The 15,685-nt window shown below is 67.2% G+C and carries 13 protein-coding genes; 1 reads left to right on the top strand and 12 read right to left on the bottom strand.

Annotated features, from left to right (window positions below):
- Window positions 1-79: 79 nt before the first annotated feature.
- The 7 genes from CF68_RS21775 to clsB all read right to left on the bottom strand — a co-directional run bounded on the left by CF68_RS21775 (window position 80) and on the right by clsB (window position 9,834).
- Window positions 80-856: an enoyl-CoA hydratase gene (locus CF68_RS21775; RefSeq protein ID WP_035822790.1), complete on the bottom strand. Its 777-nt coding sequence runs from the start codon at window positions 854-856 to the stop codon at window positions 80-82.
- Window positions 857-887: 31 nt separating this feature from the next.
- Window positions 888-1,844: a DegV family protein gene (locus CF68_RS21770; protein ID WP_035822788.1), complete on the bottom strand. Its 957-nt coding sequence runs from the start codon at window positions 1,842-1,844 to the stop codon at window positions 888-890.
- A 117-nt stretch (window positions 1,845-1,961) separates the two neighbouring features.
- Window positions 1,962-3,161 (bottom strand): acetyl-CoA C-acyltransferase, encoded by a 1,200-nt coding sequence (locus tag CF68_RS21765; RefSeq protein WP_035822785.1) that lies wholly within the window; start codon window positions 3,159-3,161, stop codon window positions 1,962-1,964.
- 21 nt (window positions 3,162-3,182) lie between these two features.
- Complete coding sequence (locus CF68_RS21760; protein ID WP_035822782.1) at window positions 3,183-5,606, bottom strand: 3-hydroxyacyl-CoA dehydrogenase/enoyl-CoA hydratase family protein; 2,424 nt, start codon at window positions 5,604-5,606, stop codon at window positions 3,183-3,185.
- A 76-nt stretch (window positions 5,607-5,682) separates the two neighbouring features.
- Complete coding sequence (locus CF68_RS21755) at window positions 5,683-7,470, bottom strand: acyl-CoA dehydrogenase C-terminal domain-containing protein (RefSeq protein WP_035822779.1); 1,788 nt, start codon at window positions 7,468-7,470, stop codon at window positions 5,683-5,685.
- A 76-nt stretch (window positions 7,471-7,546) separates the two neighbouring features.
- Entirely contained in the window at window positions 7,547-8,137 is a 591-nt protein-coding gene (locus CF68_RS21750; RefSeq protein ID WP_026201385.1) for a TetR/AcrR family transcriptional regulator, read from the bottom strand.
- A gap of 353 nt (window positions 8,138-8,490) precedes the next feature.
- Window positions 8,491-9,834: a cardiolipin synthase ClsB gene (gene clsB / locus CF68_RS21745; protein ID WP_035822776.1), complete on the bottom strand. Its 1,344-nt coding sequence runs from the start codon at window positions 9,832-9,834 to the stop codon at window positions 8,491-8,493.
- Between the two features lie 95 nt (window positions 9,835-9,929).
- Between clsB and mobB the strand changes: the two genes are divergently transcribed.
- A complete protein-coding gene (mobB, locus tag CF68_RS21740; RefSeq protein WP_035822773.1) occupies window positions 9,930-10,445 on the top strand; it encodes a molybdopterin-guanine dinucleotide biosynthesis protein B in 516 nt (171 codons plus the stop codon).
- Between the two features lie 2 nt (window positions 10,446-10,447).
- Here mobB and CF68_RS21735 read toward each other — a convergent pair whose 3' ends face one another.
- The 5 genes from CF68_RS21735 to CF68_RS21715 all read right to left on the bottom strand — a co-directional run bounded on the left by CF68_RS21735 (window position 10,448) and on the right by CF68_RS21715 (window position 15,526).
- Window positions 10,448-11,221, bottom strand: a complete 774-nt coding sequence (locus CF68_RS21735; protein WP_035822771.1) for an endonuclease/exonuclease/phosphatase family protein — start codon at window positions 11,219-11,221, stop codon at window positions 10,448-10,450.
- Window positions 11,218-11,706: a dihydroneopterin triphosphate diphosphatase gene (nudB, locus tag CF68_RS21730; RefSeq protein WP_035822769.1), complete on the bottom strand. Its 489-nt coding sequence runs from the start codon at window positions 11,704-11,706 to the stop codon at window positions 11,218-11,220. Before nudB ends, CF68_RS21735 begins: the two co-directional genes overlap by 4 nt.
- 98 nt (window positions 11,707-11,804) lie before the next feature.
- Window positions 11,805-12,716, bottom strand: coding sequence for a membrane protein (locus CF68_RS21725; protein WP_035822767.1), 912 nt, complete (start codon window positions 12,714-12,716; stop codon window positions 11,805-11,807).
- A gap of 212 nt (window positions 12,717-12,928) precedes the next feature.
- Window positions 12,929-14,737: an aspartate--tRNA ligase gene (aspS, locus tag CF68_RS21720; protein WP_035822765.1), complete on the bottom strand. Its 1,809-nt coding sequence runs from the start codon at window positions 14,735-14,737 to the stop codon at window positions 12,929-12,931.
- A 66-nt stretch (window positions 14,738-14,803) separates the two neighbouring features.
- Window positions 14,804-15,526 carry a DUF502 domain-containing protein gene (locus tag CF68_RS21715; RefSeq protein ID WP_035822762.1) on the bottom strand — a complete coding sequence of 241 codons (723 nt, stop codon included), beginning with the start codon at window positions 15,524-15,526 and terminating at the stop codon, window positions 14,804-14,806.
- Between the last annotated feature and the right edge of the window lie 159 nt (window positions 15,527-15,685).

Here is a 15,685-nt window from a genome sequence, read left to right as displayed (position 1 = left end):
GGGAGAACACCTTGCTTAGGCTAGCTCGGGCAGCTTGGGAGCACCCAACACCGCTCTCCTCGTCCATGCAGTCGTAGGCTTACTCGAACTTCGTAAAATCCGGCCTGCGCTTCTGGAAGAAGGCAGCAAACGCCTCTTTCGCCTCCGGCGCCACCAGCATCTTCCGGAACACCGCGCCCTCGTCGGCCATCTGCTTTTCCACTGCCGCCATATCGCCCGCCTTCATCAGCCGCTTGGTCTCGCGCAGCGACGACGCCGGCAGGGCCGCCAGCTTGCGCGCCTGCTGCAGCGCAAAGTCGTGCAGCTCGGCCACCGGCAGCACCCGCGTCACCAGCCCGATCTCCAACGCCTCCTGCGCGCTGAAGGCTTCGCCCAGCAGCAGCTTCTCGGCCGCGCGCTGGTAGCCGACCAGCCGCGGCAGCAGCAGGCTCGAGGCCGCCTCGGGGCACAGGCCCAGCTGCACGAACGGCAGCGACAGCTTGGCCGTATCGGACGCATAGACCAGGTCGCAATGCAGCAGCATGGTCGTGCCCACCCCGACCGCGGCACCGCTGACGGCTGCCACAATCGGCTTGGTGGCGTGGCTGATCTGGTAGAGGAACTGGAACACCGGCGCCTGCTCGGCGCTTTCGCCCGCGGTAGGCGGGCGCTGCATGAAGTCTTCCAGGTCGTTGCCGGCGGTAAAGATCTCGGGCTCGCCGCGCAGCAGGATGGCGCGCACGTTGCGGTCGGTCTCGGCCGCGCGCAGCGCGTCGGCCATGGCCTGGTACATCGCCGCGGTGATGGCGTTCTTCTTGTCGATGCGGTCGAACTCGATGGTCAGGATGCCCTGCTCGATGCCGGTGCGGATGCTCATGGTGTCCTCGTCTGTGGATGCATTGCTGGGGTTATTCAAAAGGCGGCGGCGATTCGGAAAGATAGCTCAGCCCGAACGCGCGCGCGCCGACATTCAGCGCCACCGTCAGGCTCATCGGCGCCAGCATCAGCTCCACGCCCTGGCCGCGCGCGGTGCGCTCCAGCGACTGGAACGCCGGCATCGCGCGCACATCATCGAGCGGGCCGGCATAGCAGGCCGAGATCGCCGGCACCATCAGGTCGCCGCCGCGAATGCACTGTTCGGCATGCTGCAGAACGCGGCGTGCACCCTCCTCGGAGCCGCGCGCCCTCGCGATGGCGTCGGTGTGCCCGCGGTGCATGCGCACCACCGGGCGGATATTGAAGGCGCTGCCCATCACATAGCGCCCCCAGGTAATGCTGCCCTCGCCCTTCTGGCGCGCGCGCGTGTACATGTAGAGCAGTTCGTCGGGCACCAGGAACATATGGGCGGCATCGCGCAGGCGCGTCTCGACCGCTTCCCGCACCGCTTGCGGGCTGGCGCCTGCGGCGGCCATGCGCGCGGCTTCGCGCACGATCAGCGCCTGGCCCGGCCCGATCGCGCCGGTGTCGACCACGGTCAGGTCGAACAGGCCAGTGCGCCCGGCTTCCTTGCGCAGGCGCACGCTGCGCGCCACGGTGCCGATCACCGCGCCGGTGGCATGCGCATACAGCTTGCTGCGCGAACTGGCGATGGTGAACAGGATGGCGCGGTCGCAATGGGCCACCACGTTGCGCAGCAGGTGTTCTTCCAGCTCGCGCTCGAGCAGCGGGATCGATTCGGCGTAGTGGTCCTGGCGGCCGACCAGGTACTGCTGGTAGAGCGTGGGCAGCGCGTCTTCATCGCGCGTATCGGCGACAAAGTGTTCGCCCGCGCGGATGCGGAACGGAATCGTGTGGACCTTCAGCTGGGCCATGACGTCGCGCGGCAGATCGCACGCGGCATCGGCCAGGATGGCTGTCTCCTGCATATTATTGTCTCCTCCCTACCTGGTGACCCGCGTCGCGGGCGGCAGCCCCCGGTTACTGCTTTCTTCACCTGATGCAGAAGGGCGGGACAGTCCCGAGGGACCGTCCCGCAGGCGCGTTCAGACGCGCTCGAAGATACCTGCGGCGCCCATGCCCGTGCCAACGCACATGGTCACCATGCCGTACTTCAGGTTGTGACGGCGCAGCGCGTGCACCACCGTGGCCGAACGGATCGCACCGGTGGCACCGAGCGGGTGGCCCAGCGCAATCGCGCCGCCCATGCGGTTGACCTTGGCCGGATCCAGTTGCAGATCGCGCATCACCGCCAGCGACTGCGCGGCAAAGGCCTCGTTCAGTTCGATCCAGTCGAGCTGGTCCTGGGTCAGGCCCGCGGCCTTCAGCGCCGCCGGAATCGCTTCCTTGGGGCCGATGCCCATGATCTCGGGCGGCACGCCGCGCACCGCGAACGAGACGAAGCGCGCCAGCGGCACCAGGTTGAACTGCTTGAGGATCTTCTCCGAAACCAGGATCAGCGCGCCGGCGCCGTCAGAGGTCTGCGAGCTGTTGCCGGCGGTGACGCTGCCCTTGTTGGCAAACACCGGGCGCAGCTTGCCCAGGCCTTCCAGCGAGGTCTCCGGGCGCGGGCCTTCGTCCAGCGAGATCGTGCGCGACTTCACGTTCACCTGGCCGCTGGCGAGGTCGGGGAAGCGCTCGACGATCTCGATCGGCGTGATCTCGTCCTTGAACTCGCCGGCCTGCTGCGCGGCGATGGCCTTCTGGTGCGAGGCCAGCGAGAACGCATCCTGGTCCTCGCGGCTCACCTGCCATTGCTGCGCCACCTTCTCGGCAGTCAGGCCCATGCCGTAGGCGATGCCCACGTTCTCGTCGCGGGTGAAGATCTCCGGCGACATCGACGGCGAGTTGCCCATCATCGGCACCATGCTCATCGATTCCACGCCGGCGGCGATCATCACGTCGGACTCGCCCACGCGGATGCGGTCGGCGGCCATCGCCACCGCGCTCACGCCCGAGGCGCAGAAGCGGTTGACGGTGATGCCGCCCACGGTATTGGGCAGGCCCGACAGCAGCGCGCCGATGCGGGCCACGTTCAGGCCCTGCTGCGCTTCAGGAATCGCGCAGCCGACGATGGCGTCTTCGATCAGCTTCGGGTCCAGGTTCGGCACCTGTGCCACGGCAGCCTTCAGGATGGTGGCCAGCAGGTCGTCCGGGCGCGTGTTCTTGAACGCGCCCTTCGGGGCCTTGCCGATCGGCGAGCGGGTGGCCGCAACGATATATGCGTCTTGCAGTTGTTTCATGATGTCGGTTCCTCGCTTGCCCTGTTAGTTACGCACCGGCTTGCCGGTCTGCAGCATGCCCATGATGCGCTCCTGCGTCTTGCCGGTGCCGAGCAGATCGACAAAGGCCTTGCGCTCCAGCGCCAGCAGCCAGTCCTCGCTTACCAGCGAGCCGGCCTCGACGTCGCCGCCGCACACCGCTTCGGCAATGCGGCTGGCGATCAGGAAGTCGTGCGCCGAGATAAAGCCGCCGTCGCGCATATTGACCAGCGATGCCTTGATGGTGGCAATGCCCGAGCGGCCGGCCACCGGGACCAGCGTCGGCAGCGGCGCGCGGTACCCGGCGTTGGCCAGCGCGCGCACTTCGTTCTGCGCCACGTACAGCAGCTCATACACGTTGAAGACGATCTTGTCGGACGGCTGCAGGTAGCCCATCTGGCGCGCTTCCAGCGCCGAGGCCGAGACCTTGGCCATGGCCGCGCTCTGGAAGCGGCTGGTCAGGAACTGCAGGATGTTGGTGCTGCCCGCGGCCTGCGCCGCGCGCGCGGCCGCCAGCGCGGCTTCCTTCAGGCCGCCGCCGGCCGGCACCAGGCCCACGCCCACTTCGACCAGGCCGATATACGTCTCCAGCGCGGCCACGCGCGAAGCCGAATGCAGCATCAGCTCGCAGCCGCCGCCCAGCGCAATGCCGGACGCCGCGGAGACTACCGGCACCGAGGCGTACTTCACGCGCATCATGCCGTCCTGGAACTTCTTCACGAACGGTTCGATGCCCTTGGCGCCGCCCATCATGAAGGCGGGCATGGCCGCTTCCAGGTTGGCGCCGGCGGAGAACGGGCCACCCGGTGCGCCCAGCTGCAGCGAAGTCGGCTGCCACACCACCAGGCCCTTGTAACCGGCTTCGGCCAGGTCGATGGCGCGGGTCAGGCCGTCGATCACGTCCGGCCCGATGGTGTTCATCTTGCTCTTGAACGAGACCACCAGCACGTCGTCCTGGCCTTCGCTCACCCAGATGCGCACGGCGTCGTTCTCTTCGACAGTGCGGCCGGCCTTGCGCGGATCGGCCGCGGCAGTGCCCTTGATCGCGGCACGGAATGCCTGGCGCTGGTACACCGGCAGCGTGCTGCGCGCGACGAAGGACTGCGTCGCCGGCGACCACGAACCGGCGGCGGCGTGCACGCCCTGGTTCTCTGCCACCGGGCCCTCGAATACCCATGCCGGCAGCGGCGCGGCCGACAGTGCCTTGCCGGCTTCCACGTCTTCCTTGACCCACTCGGCTACCTGCTTCCAGCCGGCCGACTGCCAGTCTTCGAACGGACCCGAGTTCCAGCCGAAGCCCCAGCGGATCGCCAGGTCGATGTCGGCGGCGGAGCCGGCGATCTGCTCCAGGTACACGGCGATGTAGTGGAACACGTCGCGGAACACCGCCCACAGGAACTGCGCCTGCGGGTTGGTCGACTCGCGCAGCAACTTGATGCGCTCGGCCGCATCCTTCTTCAGCATGCGCACCACGATCTCGTCGGCCTTCTTGCCGGCATCGACATACTGGCCGGTCTTGGCGTCGAGCACCTTGATCGCCTTGCCTTCCTTCTTGTAGAAGCCGGCACCGGTCTTCTGACCCAGCACGCCCGCATCGACCAGGCCCTTGAGCACGGCCGGGGTCTTGTACACCGGCGCGAACGGGTCGTCGTGCAGGGTGTCCTGCATGGTCTTGATCACGTGCGCCATGGTGTCCAGGCCGACCACGTCCGCGGTGCGGAAGGTGGCGGACTTGGCGCGGCCCAGCTTGGAGCCGGTCAGGTCATCGACCACGTCAAACGGGATGCCGAACTTCTCGGCTTCGGCAAACACGGCCAGGATCGAGAAGATGCCGACGCGGTTGGCGATGAAGTTGGGCGTGTCCTTGGCGCGCACCACGCCCTTGCCGAGCGTGGTGGTCAAGAATGTTTCAAGCTGGTCGAGGATCTGCGGCTGCGTGGTCGCGGTCGGGATCAGTTCCACCAGGTGCATGTAGCGCGGCGGGTTGAAGAAGTGCACGCCGCAGAAGCGCGACTTCAGGTCCGCATCAAAACCGTCGGACAGCGCGGTGATCGACAGGCCCGAGGTGTTGGTCGCGAAGATCGCGTGCGAGGCCAGGTGCGGCGCGACCTTCTTGTACAGGTCGTGCTTCCAGTCCATGCGCTCGGCGATCGCCTCGATCACCAGGTCGCATTCCTTGAGCAGCGCGATGTCGTCCTCGTAGTTGGCCGCCTGGATCAGGCCGGCCTCTTCCTTGATGCCCAGCGGCGCGGGCGAGAGCTTCTTCAGGTTCTCGATGGCGCGCAGCGCGATGCCGTTCTTGGGGCCTTCCTTGGCGGGAAGGTCGAACAGCACCACGGGCACGCGCGCATTGATCAGGTGGGCGGCGATCTGCGCCCCCATGACGCCGGCACCCAGCACGGCGACTTTCTTGACGATGAAATTGGACATGCTCGCTCCTGGATTAGTGAGCGTTAGACAGATGCGAAGCCGTCGTTCCCGGCCGGGAACGACGGGTAGAGTCGACTCAGAACAGGTCTGCGTCCAGCGCCATCAGCGTGGCCGAACCGGCGCGCGCCTTGCGGATCTCGGCGGCGGTTTCCGGCAGCAGCCTGGCAAAGTAGAAGCGTGCCGTGGCCAGCTTGGCGGTGTAGAACTTGTCGCCGCTGCCTTCCTTCTCCAGCGCGATCTTGGCCATGCGGGCCCAGAAGTACGAGAACACCAGGTGGCCCACCACGCGCAGGTACGGCACTGCAGCGGCACCCACCTCATCGGCATTGCCCATCGCCTTCATGCCGATTTCCATGGTGAGCTTCTGCACCTTGTCGCCAATGTCGGCCAGCGGGTTGATGAACTCCTGCATGGCTTCGTTGGTGCCTTCGGCTTCAACGAACTCCTGCACGATCTTGCCGAAGGCCTTCATCCTGGCGCCCATGTCGCCCAGGATCTTGCGGCCCAGCAGGTCCAGCGCCTGGATGGTGTTGGTGCCTTCGTAGATCATGTTGATGCGCGCATCGCGCACATACTGTTCCATGCCCCACTCGGCGATATAGCCGTGGCCGCCGAACACCTGCATGCCTTCGTTGGTGGACGTGAAAGCGTTGTCGGTCAGGAAGGCCTTGATCACCGGCGTGAGCAGCGCGACCAGGTCGCCGGCCTGCTTGCGCACGGCTTCGTCCGGGTGCGACAGCTCGCGGTCGATCTGCAGCGCGGTCCAGTAGCTGAAGGCGCGGCCGCCTTCGGCATAGGCCTTCTGCGTCAGCAGCATGCGGCGCACGTCCGGATGCACGATGATCGGGTCGGCGGGCTTGTCCGGCGCCTTCGGGCCGGTCAGCGCGCGCATCTGCAGGCGGTCCTTGGCGTAGGCCAGCGAGTTCTGGTACGCCACTTCGGTCAGGCCCAGGCCCTGCGCGCCCACGCCCAGGCGCGCGGCGTTCATCATCACGAACATGGCGTTCAGGCCCTTGTTGGGCTCGCCCACCATCCAGCCGCGCGCGCCGTCCAGGTTCATCACGCAGGTGGCGTTGCCGTGGATGCCCATCTTGTGCTCGATCGAGCCGCACTTGATGCCGTTGCGCTCGCCGGGGTTGCCATTGGCATCGGGGATGAACTTGGGCACCACGAACAGCGAGATGCCCTTGGTGCCGCCCGGTGCGTCCGGCAGGCGTGCCAGCACCAGGTGGATGATGTTCTCGGCCATGTCGTGCTCGCCGGCCGAGATGAATATCTTGGTGCCCGAGATCAGGTACGAACCGTCGGCCTGCGGCTCTGCCTTGGAACGCAGGATGCCGAGGTCGGTGCCGCAGTGCGGCTCGGTCAGGCACATGGTGCCGGTCCACACGCCCGAGACCAGCTTGGGCAGGTAGGTCTGCTGCAGTTCGGGCGTGCCGTGCGCGTGCAGCGCCTCGTACGCGCCGTGCGACAGGCCCGGGTACATGGTCCAGGCCTGGCCGGCCGAGTTCAGCATCTCGTAGACCACATTGTTGATCACGATCGGCAGGCCCTGGCCGCCGAATTCCGGATCGCACGCCAGCGCCGGCCAGCCGGCTTCGACGTACTGCTGGTAGGCTTCCTTGAAGCCGGTGGGGGCCTTGACCACGCCGTCGCCGACGTAGGTGCAGCCTTCGCGGTCGCCCACCTGGTTGAGCGGGAACACCACGTCCGAGCAGAACTTGCCGGCTTCTTCGATGAGCTGGTTGATGGTGTCCGCGTCGATGTCCGCGTGCGGCGGCATCGCCTTGAGTTCGGCTTCGGCGCCGAGCAGTTCATGGAGCACGAACTGCATGTCGCGCAACGGTGCGGTGTACTGGCCCATCTGAGACTCCTTGGAGTTGTGCGATGCCGCCACGCCGCCCGTCCCGCTTGCGCGATACGGTCCGACCGGGGCGACCTCAGGTACGGTAAGACTGAATCAGTTTGTTGAGCGCGACCATGGCAAGCTCGGCACTGTCAGGCAGGCGCAGGAAACGGGCGTCATGATGCAAGCCTAGTTCAAGGCTGTACATCTCGAACAGCATCAGGCGCGGATCGCAGTCCGCGCGCAGGTGCCCTTCCTCCCGCGCCTGGTTGATGGCGCGCGTGAGCGCTGCCCGCCAGATGGTGACGCTCTTAACCAGCTCGTCACGCACCAGGCTGCCGGCGCGGTCGTCGTACTCCACGGCGCCGCTGATGTAGATGCATCCAGTCGTCACTTCCTGGATGCGCTTCTCCATCCAGCGCCGCACCATCGACCACAGCCGGGGCAGGCCGCGCGGCTCCTGCAGCGAGGGATAGAACACCTCCTGCTCGAACCGGCGGTGATACTCCCGCACCACTTCCACCTGCAGGTCTTCGCGCGAACCGAAATGCGCGAAGACACCGCTCTTGCTCATCTGCATGCGTTCCGCGAGCAGCCCGATGGTCAGACCTTCGAGCCCGTCGCGGGACGACAATTCCAGTGCGGCATCCAGAATCGCCACGCGCGTCATTTCACCCTTGCGCATTGGCGCGGGGGAGGCGGCGGCGGATTCGAGACGGGCTGACTGGTGTCGCATGTTTTTTCTCCGTTCTGCGATGCCCTGCTGCGGCATCGCGTATGACCCTGACGTTGCATTTTTGCTTGCGGCCGAACCGGCGGATTTGCCGGTGCATACCGCGAATGCACGCAGTCTAAGCCAAAAAAGAACGGTCGTTCAGATTATTCTGGCGCAGCAGCCGACCATCAAGCTTTTAATTAGACCGCTGTTTCTAAACGGACTGCAATGCAGCATGTCCGTCACGGCTTGCGCTGCAACCGATTGCAGCCTGTTCGATGCCGCATGGCAGCAAATGCATGCACACCGTGCGCGTGGCGGGCTCAGTAGCGCCCGGTCACGCCGGCAATGATCACGCCCAGGCGCAGCAGCATATAGGCCGCCCAGTTGGCCAGCCGGTGCAGCGGCGAGCGGCGCGCATGCACCTCCGGCATCACGCGCACGCTGCGGTGCGCAATGGCGTATTCCAGCGCGGTGCGCAGTTCAGCGGCGAAGGCCGCATCATAAACGGCGACGTTGGCTTCGCGCGCGAGCAGCAGGCTGAACGGGTCCATATTGCTCGACCCGACCGTGGCCCAGGCCTCGTCCACCACGCCCACCTTGGCGTGCAGGAAGCTCTCGGCATACTCGTAGATCTCGACGCCGGCCTCCAGCAGCGAGGCATACAGCGCATGGGTGGCGTAGTGCTGCAGCCGGTATTCGACCCGGCCCTGCAGCAGCAGCCGCACGCGCACGCCGCGCGCGCGGCAGGCCAGCAGCGCGCGCCGCATCTTGTGGCCAGGCAGGAAGTAGGCGTTGGCAAGGATCACGTCGTGGCGCGCGGCACCCAGCGCGCGCAGGTATTCGCGCTCGATGGTGCGGCGGTTGCGCAGGTTGTCGCGCAGCAGCAGCGCGGCGCGTACGCCGCCCGCGGCTTCGGGGCGCGGCGGCAGGTCGGTGACCAGCGGGTAGTCGGCCACCGCGGCGGCGCGTTCGGCGCCGTGCGTATCACGCAGCGACAAGCGCCACCAGAGCCGCTCGGCGGACAGCGCGATGCCGTCCACCAGCGGGCCGCTGACCTGCACCGCGAAGTCATAGCGCGGCCCCAGGTTGGCGCCTTCGAACGGACCGTGGTTGTGGTCGTCGATGATATTGATGCCGCCGACGAAGGCCACGCGCCGGTCGATCACCGCCAGCTTGCGGTGCAGCCGGCGCAGGTGGCGCCGCGCCAGCCGGAAGCCGCGCAGCATGCGGAACACGCGCAGTTGCACGCCGCCGCCGCGCAGCCGCGCGGCCAGCTCGGCGGGCATGTCGCCGGCGCCGAATCCGTCCACCGTCACACGCACCGTCACGCCGCGCGCGGCGGCGCGGATCAGCGCGTCGCTGACCGCGCGGCCGACCTCGTCATCGGCATAGATGTAGGTTTCCAGCATCACCTGGAACGCGGCCTGGTCGATGGCGGCGATCAGCGCGGGGAAGAAGTCCTGGCCGCCGTGCAGCAGCCGCACCGCATTGCCGGTGGTGGGCTTGCCGCGGCGCCAGGTCCAGCGCAGCATGTGGCGGCGCGGCGCGTGGTCGCCGGCCGCGGTGGGGTCGTGCGCGCGGGCGTCGGCATGAGCGGAGTGGGATATCCGTGACATGCCGTGATTATCGGACAGATTGCCGGGCGCAAGGCGCCGCGCGCACATTGGCAGGCGCATCTCTGCTATCGTCGATACTGATGCTTGCCCGCGCAGCCAGCGACGGGCAATCGACTACTGATGCCCCCCCCACGGAACCCATTGTGAAGGTATTCGGCATTACCGGATCGTCCGGCAGCGGCAAGACCACGCTGCTGGACCAGCTCATCCCCTGTTTCGTCGCCGCCGGCCTGCGCGTGGCCGGCGTCAAGCACACTCACCACGGCTTTGACCCCGACACGCCCGGCAAGGACTCCTGGCGCATGCGCGAGGCCGGCTGCGCCAATGTCGTGCTGGTCGGCGCGCGCCACCTGACGCTGATGCGCCACTACCCGGAAGCGGTGCCCTCGCCCGAACTGGACGATGCGCTCGCCGTGCTGCCGGCCGACACCGAACTGGTGCTGGTGGAGGGCTACAAGCGCAGTGATTTTCCCAAGCTGGAGGTATATCGCCCGGCACTGGGGCGCACGCCGCTGTGGGACGAGGTGCCGGGCGTGGTGGCGGTGGCAAGCGACGACCCTGCCGCGGTGGCTGCCATGACCGCGCTGCCGGTGCTGGACCTGAACGACCCGCAGGCGGTGTTCGCCTTCATCCGCGACTATCCGGACCGCGCGCGCTGAATTCAGGCGGCCTTGTCGGCGGGTATGGCCAACTCGCCCTGCGGATGTCCCAGTTCCGCCACCAGCGGCACGTGGTCCGAGCGCTGCGCCCAATCGCGGCCGGTCAGCGCATGCGCGCGCTCGATCTCATAGCCGCGCACATAGATGCGGTCGAGCTGCCACCACGGCATATGGCTGGGGAAGGTATGCAGCCGCGCACCGCGCGCGTGCGAGGCCTCGACCGCGCCCAGCGTATTGCAGATCTGCGCATCGAGCCGGTGGTTCCAGTCGTTGAAGTCGCCGGCGATCACCAGCGGCATGCCGTTCGGCACCACGGTGCGCACACGCTCCACCAGGGCCTCGGCCTGGCGCACGCGGCTGCGCGCGAACAGGCCGAAATGCACGCAGATCAGGTGGGTTTCCACCCCGTGCACATCCGCCACCGCATGCAGAAGCCCGCGCTGCTCGAAACGGTGATCGGAAATGTCCAGGTTCTCGGACATCAGGATCGGGTGGCGCGACAGGATCGCGTTGCCGTGATGGCCGTAGTCATAGACCGCGTTGCGGCCGTAGACCGAGTGCGGATAGGCGTCAGTGGCCAGGTAGTTGAGCTGCGTATGCTCCGGATCGAACAGCGCCGCGGCCACCAGGCGGTCGTTGCGGTCCTGCACTTCCTGCAGGAAGACGATGTCCGCATCCATCGCATGCAGGCCGGCGCGCACGTTCTGGATGCGCGGGCGCCGCGAGATGCCGGTCACCCCCTTGTGGATGTTGTAGGTGACCACGCGCAGCTTCATGGCTGCGCTCCATACACCGCCTGCCGCTCGCCAGCGCCAGCCCCGGCCGCGCGCCAGGCCAGCTGGCGGATGGCCTCGGCATTGCTGCTGGAAAAGCACTGCTGCGCTGCCTGCTCAAACGGCAGCCACTGGTATTGCAGGTGTTCGCGTGGCGCCAGCGTCACCGGCAGCGCCTCCTGCACACGCAGCCCGAACCAGTGCTCGGTATTGCGCGTGACGCCTTCGGCGTAGCGGTGGCGCCACTGCGGGTAGATCTCGTACTGGATGGTGTGGGCCCAGTCGGTCAGCTGGTGCTCGCCGGCGATGATGCCGGTTTCCTCGGCGACTTCACGCGCGGCGGTCAGGGCCAGGGGTTCGTCCAGGGTGTCGAGGCTGCCGGTCACGGACTGCCAGAACCCCGGGCGATCGGCGCGTTCCAGCAGCAAGACTTGAAGATCTGGCGTGTAAATCACCACCAGCACGGATTCCGGGATCTTGTAGGACATGGGTCTGGGCGAAAGGACAAACCCAAGGATAGCGCAGCCGCGCCACGTTGCCACGCGAAAGCGTGGCGGCACCCGCCCGAGGGCGCCCTCGGCGGCCTTCAGGCGGCGCTGCGCGCGCCATACGTGGCATGGGGTGCCAGGTATGGCTCGTCGGCGGCGGTGCGCTGCCAGGTATCGAACACCTGGGGCGAATCGCCGTGGCCCCAGGCGGCACGCAGCTGGTCCATCAGCGGCGCCAGCGCCTGGCGGTAGCGCTTGGACGCGCCATGCGCGTGCGTGGCCAGGGCGTCGGCGCGGTGCCGGACCTCGCCCTGCAGCCGCGTGCGCTCCAGCGCGATTTCCTTCTCGCGCTGTCCCAGCGCGTTGTACTTCTGGATCAGGAAGCGCTGGTAGTCGCCGCCATCCATGCCCTGCGCCGCCTGCGCGTTGACCTGCTCGAAACGCAGCACGATGCTGCCGGTTTCCTGCTCGATATGGGCAACCTCGGCGTCCAGGGCCTGCAGCGCCTCCTGCACGCGCTGGGCGTCGCGGCGCAGCGCCTGCACCTGCGCGGCCTCGTCCTCGAACACGCGCTGCGCATCCAGGTAGGCCTGCACCACCGGCTGCGGCGCCACCACCAGCAGCGGGTCAGCGCCGTCGGCGCGCTGGCCGGCCAGCAAGGCGTCGTCGGCCAGGCGCAGGTTGCCGAGCTCGTCCAGCCAGCGCCCGCGCGTCATGACCACGCCGACGGTATCCAGCGCCAGCCGGCGCAACGCTTCGGCGCGCTGCATTTCCACCGGCTCGGCCGCCGCGGCGGGCGCGGCCGACTGCACCGCATGGGCGATGTCGGGCACGCAGGCCGCCACCGTGGTGGCCACAGATTCAGACATGGCCTGCGCCGAGCGGCGCACGGCGCGGCGCAGCTCGAAGCGTGCCAGCAGCATCATCAGCAACCCGGCCACCAGCCAGGTCAGGATGGTTTGGTCATGGGCCAGCAGGAACTGGCGGATCAGGTCGATATCCAGGGTCACGAATTTCCTCCCGAGTGCCGGAAGCCTTCATTGCGAGGCCGCTCGGCAAATTACGTGTCAAAGAGAGCAGACCCCGCCGCGGCGCCCTTCGTTCCGACCGGTAACAAATCGAAACCAATGCGCCGCGCGCCTCACAGCGCAGTCGGCCCGACGTTGCGCATAAAGCAAAAAAGCCGCGCAATTGCGCGGCTTCCTTGCGGGCTTCAGGCAACTCAGGCCGTCGGCTTGGGCTCGGCGGCGCGCAGGCGGATATGCAGTTCGCGCAGTTGCTTCTCGTCGACCGAGCTCGGGGCCTGGGTCAGCAGGTCCTGGGCGCGCTGGGTCTTGGGGAAGGCGATCACGTCGCGGATCGAGTCGGCGCCGGCCATCATCGTGACGATGCGGTCCAGGCCGAAGGCCAGGCCGCCGTGCGGGGGCGCGCCGTACTGCAGCGCGTCCAGCAGGTAGCCGAACTTGGCACGGGCTTCCTCGTCGTTGATGTTGAGCGCGCGGAACACCTTGCTCTGGATGTCCGAACGGAAGATCCGCACCGAGCCGCCGCCCATTTCCCAGCCGTTCAGCACCATGTCGTAGGCCTTGGCCAGGCACTTGCCCGGGTCGGTCTCGAGGTATTCCAGGTGCTCGTCCTTGGGGCTGGTGAACGGGTGGTGCATGGCCACCCAGCGCGCGTCTTCCTCGTCGTACTCGAACATCGGGAAGTCGACTACCCACAGCGGCTTCCAGGTGTCTTCGAACAGGCCGTTGGCCTTGCCGAAGTCAGAGTGGCCGACCTTCAGGCGCAGCGCGCCGATCGAGTCATTGACCACCTTGGCCTTGTCGGCTCCGAAGAAGATGATGTCGCCGTCCTGGGCGCCGGTGCGCTTGAGGATCTCGGCAATGGCGGCGTCGTGCAGGTTCTTGACGACCGGCGACTGCAGACCGTCGCGGCCCTTGGCCACTTCGTTGACCTTGATCCAGGCCAGGCCCTTGGCGCCGTAGATGCCGACGAACTGGGTGTAGGCGTCGATCTCGCCGCGCGAGATCGCACCGCCGCCCGGCACGCGCAGGCCGACCACGCGGCCGTTGTCGCTGTTGGCGGGACCCGAGAACACCTTGAAGTCGACGTCCTTCATCACCTCGGTCAGCTCGGTGAATTCCAGCTTGACGCGCAGGTCAGGCTTGTCCGAGCCGAAGCGGGCCATGGCCTCGCGGAACTCCATCACCGGGAACCTGGCGTCCAGGTCTACGTCGATGGCGTTCTTGAACACCGTGCGCATCATGTCCTCGAACAGGTCGCGGATCTCCTGCTCGGTCAGGAACGAGGTCTCGCAGTCGATCTGCGTGAATTCCGGCTGGCGGTCGGCGCGCAGGTCTTCGTCGCGGAAGCACTTGGTGATCTGGTAGTAGCGGTCGAAGCCGGAGACCATCAGCATCTGCTTGAAGATCTGCGGCGACTGCGGCAGCGCGAAGAAGTGGCCCGGGTTGACCCGCGACGGCACCAGGTAGTCGCGCGCGCCTTCAGGCGTGCTCTTGCCCAGCATCGGGGTCTCGATGTCGATAAAGCCCTGCGCATCGAGGAACTTGCGCACTTCCATCGCCACCTTGTAGCGCAGGCGCAGGTTGTACTGCATCTGCGGGCGGCGCAGGTCCAGCACGCGGTGCGTCAGGCGCGTGGTTTCCGACAGGTTGTCGTCGTCGAGCTGGAACGGGGGCGTGACCGACGGGTTCAGCACGGTCAGCTCATGGCACAGCACCTCGATCTTGCCCGAGGTCAGGTTGGCGTTCTCGGTGCCGGCCGGGCGCGGACGGACCTTGCCGGTGACGCGGATGCAGAACTCATTGCGGATCTCTTCGGCGGCCTTGAACATCTCGGGGCGGTCCGGGTCGCACACCACCTGCACCAGCCCTTCGCGGTCGCGCAGGTCGATGAAGATCACGCCGCCATGGTCGCGGCGGCGCTGGACCCAGCCGGTCAGGGCCACGTCCTGGCCCGAGAATTGTTCGGTCACCAGACCGCAGTAATGAGTACGCATGGAGGACATAAGGAGATTCCCGGTAAAACGCGGCCGCCCGAAGCACATCGGGCGGCCCGTGATCAGATTGGATGCTTAAGGATCGGTCGTCTCGACCGTTTCCTCGCTGCTGGCCCTGCCGGCCGGATTGGCCGGACTGGCCGGGGCTGCCGGCCGGGACATGCTGCCGTTCTTGCGCGGCAATTCCGCCGGTGCCACCACGCCCATCGAGACGATGTACTTGAGCGCGGCGTCGACGGTCATGTCGAGTTCGATGGTGTCGGCCTTGGGCATCATCAGGAAGAAGCCCGAGGTCGGATTCGGCGTGGTCGGCACGTAGACGCTGACGTATTCGCCCTGCAGGTGGTTCTGCACGTCGCCGCCGGGGCGCCCGGTCAGGAAGGCGATGGTCCACGAGCCCTCGCGCGGATACTGCACCAGCAGCGCCTTGCGGAAGGCATTGCCCGAGGACGACAGCAGCGTGTCCGAGACCTGCTTGACGCTGGTGTAGATCGGGCCCACCACCGGGATATGGCCCAGCAGCGCCTCCCACCAGCGCACCAGGCGCTGGCCGATGAAGTTATGCGCCAGCAGGCCGACCAGCAGGATGACCAGCAGCGTGAGGATGGCGCCCAGGCCGGTCACGCGCTTGCCGAACATCAGCCGGTCCGGGCGCCAGGCCTCGGGCAGCAGCGCCAGGCTCTGGTCCATCGTGCCGATGATCAGGCTGAGCACCCACAGCGTGATGCCCAGCGGCACCAGCACCAGCAGCCCGGTCAGGAACCAGGTTTTCAGGGCGGAAGTCTTCTTGGCAACCACGGGGCGGGTCCGGCTCAATGGCAGGCGCAGGCGCTGCCGCAGCCGCCGGCTGCCGCGGGCGTGGCCGAAGCGGACGAGGCAGGACTGGCCGACGATTCAGCCGCCGCCGGCGCGCTGGCCGCCGCAGCAGTGGCGCCACCAGCGGCGCCGGTCGCTGCC

This window comes from Cupriavidus sp. SK-4, assembly GCF_000611125.1.
Taxonomy (GTDB): Bacteria; Pseudomonadota; Gammaproteobacteria; order Burkholderiales; family Burkholderiaceae; genus Cupriavidus; species Cupriavidus necator.
The sequence above is the reverse complement of the archived record's forward strand: the minus strand, read 5'-3'. Positions and strand labels throughout refer to the sequence as shown.

Excerpts from the sequence above, each read along its gene's own strand:
- CF68_RS21775 (WP_035822790.1), bottom strand. The coding sequence starts at position 856 with ATGAGCATCCGCACCGGCATCGAGCAGGGCATCCTGACCATCGAGTTC.
- nudB (WP_035822769.1), bottom strand. The coding sequence starts at position 11,706 with ATGTCCTACAAGATCCCGGAATCCGTGCTGGTGGTGATTTACACGCCA.
- CF68_RS21760 (WP_035822782.1), bottom strand. The coding sequence starts at position 5,606 with ATGTCCAATTTCATCGTCAAGAAAGTCGCCGTGCTGGGTGCCGGCGTC.
- aspS (WP_035822765.1), bottom strand. The coding sequence starts at position 14,737 with ATGTCCTCCATGCGTACTCATTACTGCGGTCTGGTGACCGAACAATTC.
- CF68_RS21770 (WP_035822788.1), bottom strand. The coding sequence starts at position 1,844 with ATGCAGGAGACAGCCATCCTGGCCGATGCCGCGTGCGATCTGCCGCGC.
- CF68_RS21750 (WP_026201385.1), bottom strand. The coding sequence starts at position 8,137 with ATGCGCAAGGGTGAAATGACGCGCGTGGCGATTCTGGATGCCGCACTG.
- clsB (WP_035822776.1), bottom strand. The coding sequence starts at position 9,834 with ATGTGCGCGCGGCGCCTTGCGCCCGGCAATCTGTCCGATAATCACGGC.
- CF68_RS21755 (WP_035822779.1), bottom strand. The coding sequence starts at position 7,470 with ATGGGCCAGTACACCGCACCGTTGCGCGACATGCAGTTCGTGCTCCAT.
- CF68_RS21735 (WP_035822771.1), bottom strand. The coding sequence starts at position 11,221 with ATGAAGCTGCGCGTGGTCACCTACAACATCCACAAGGGGGTGACCGGC.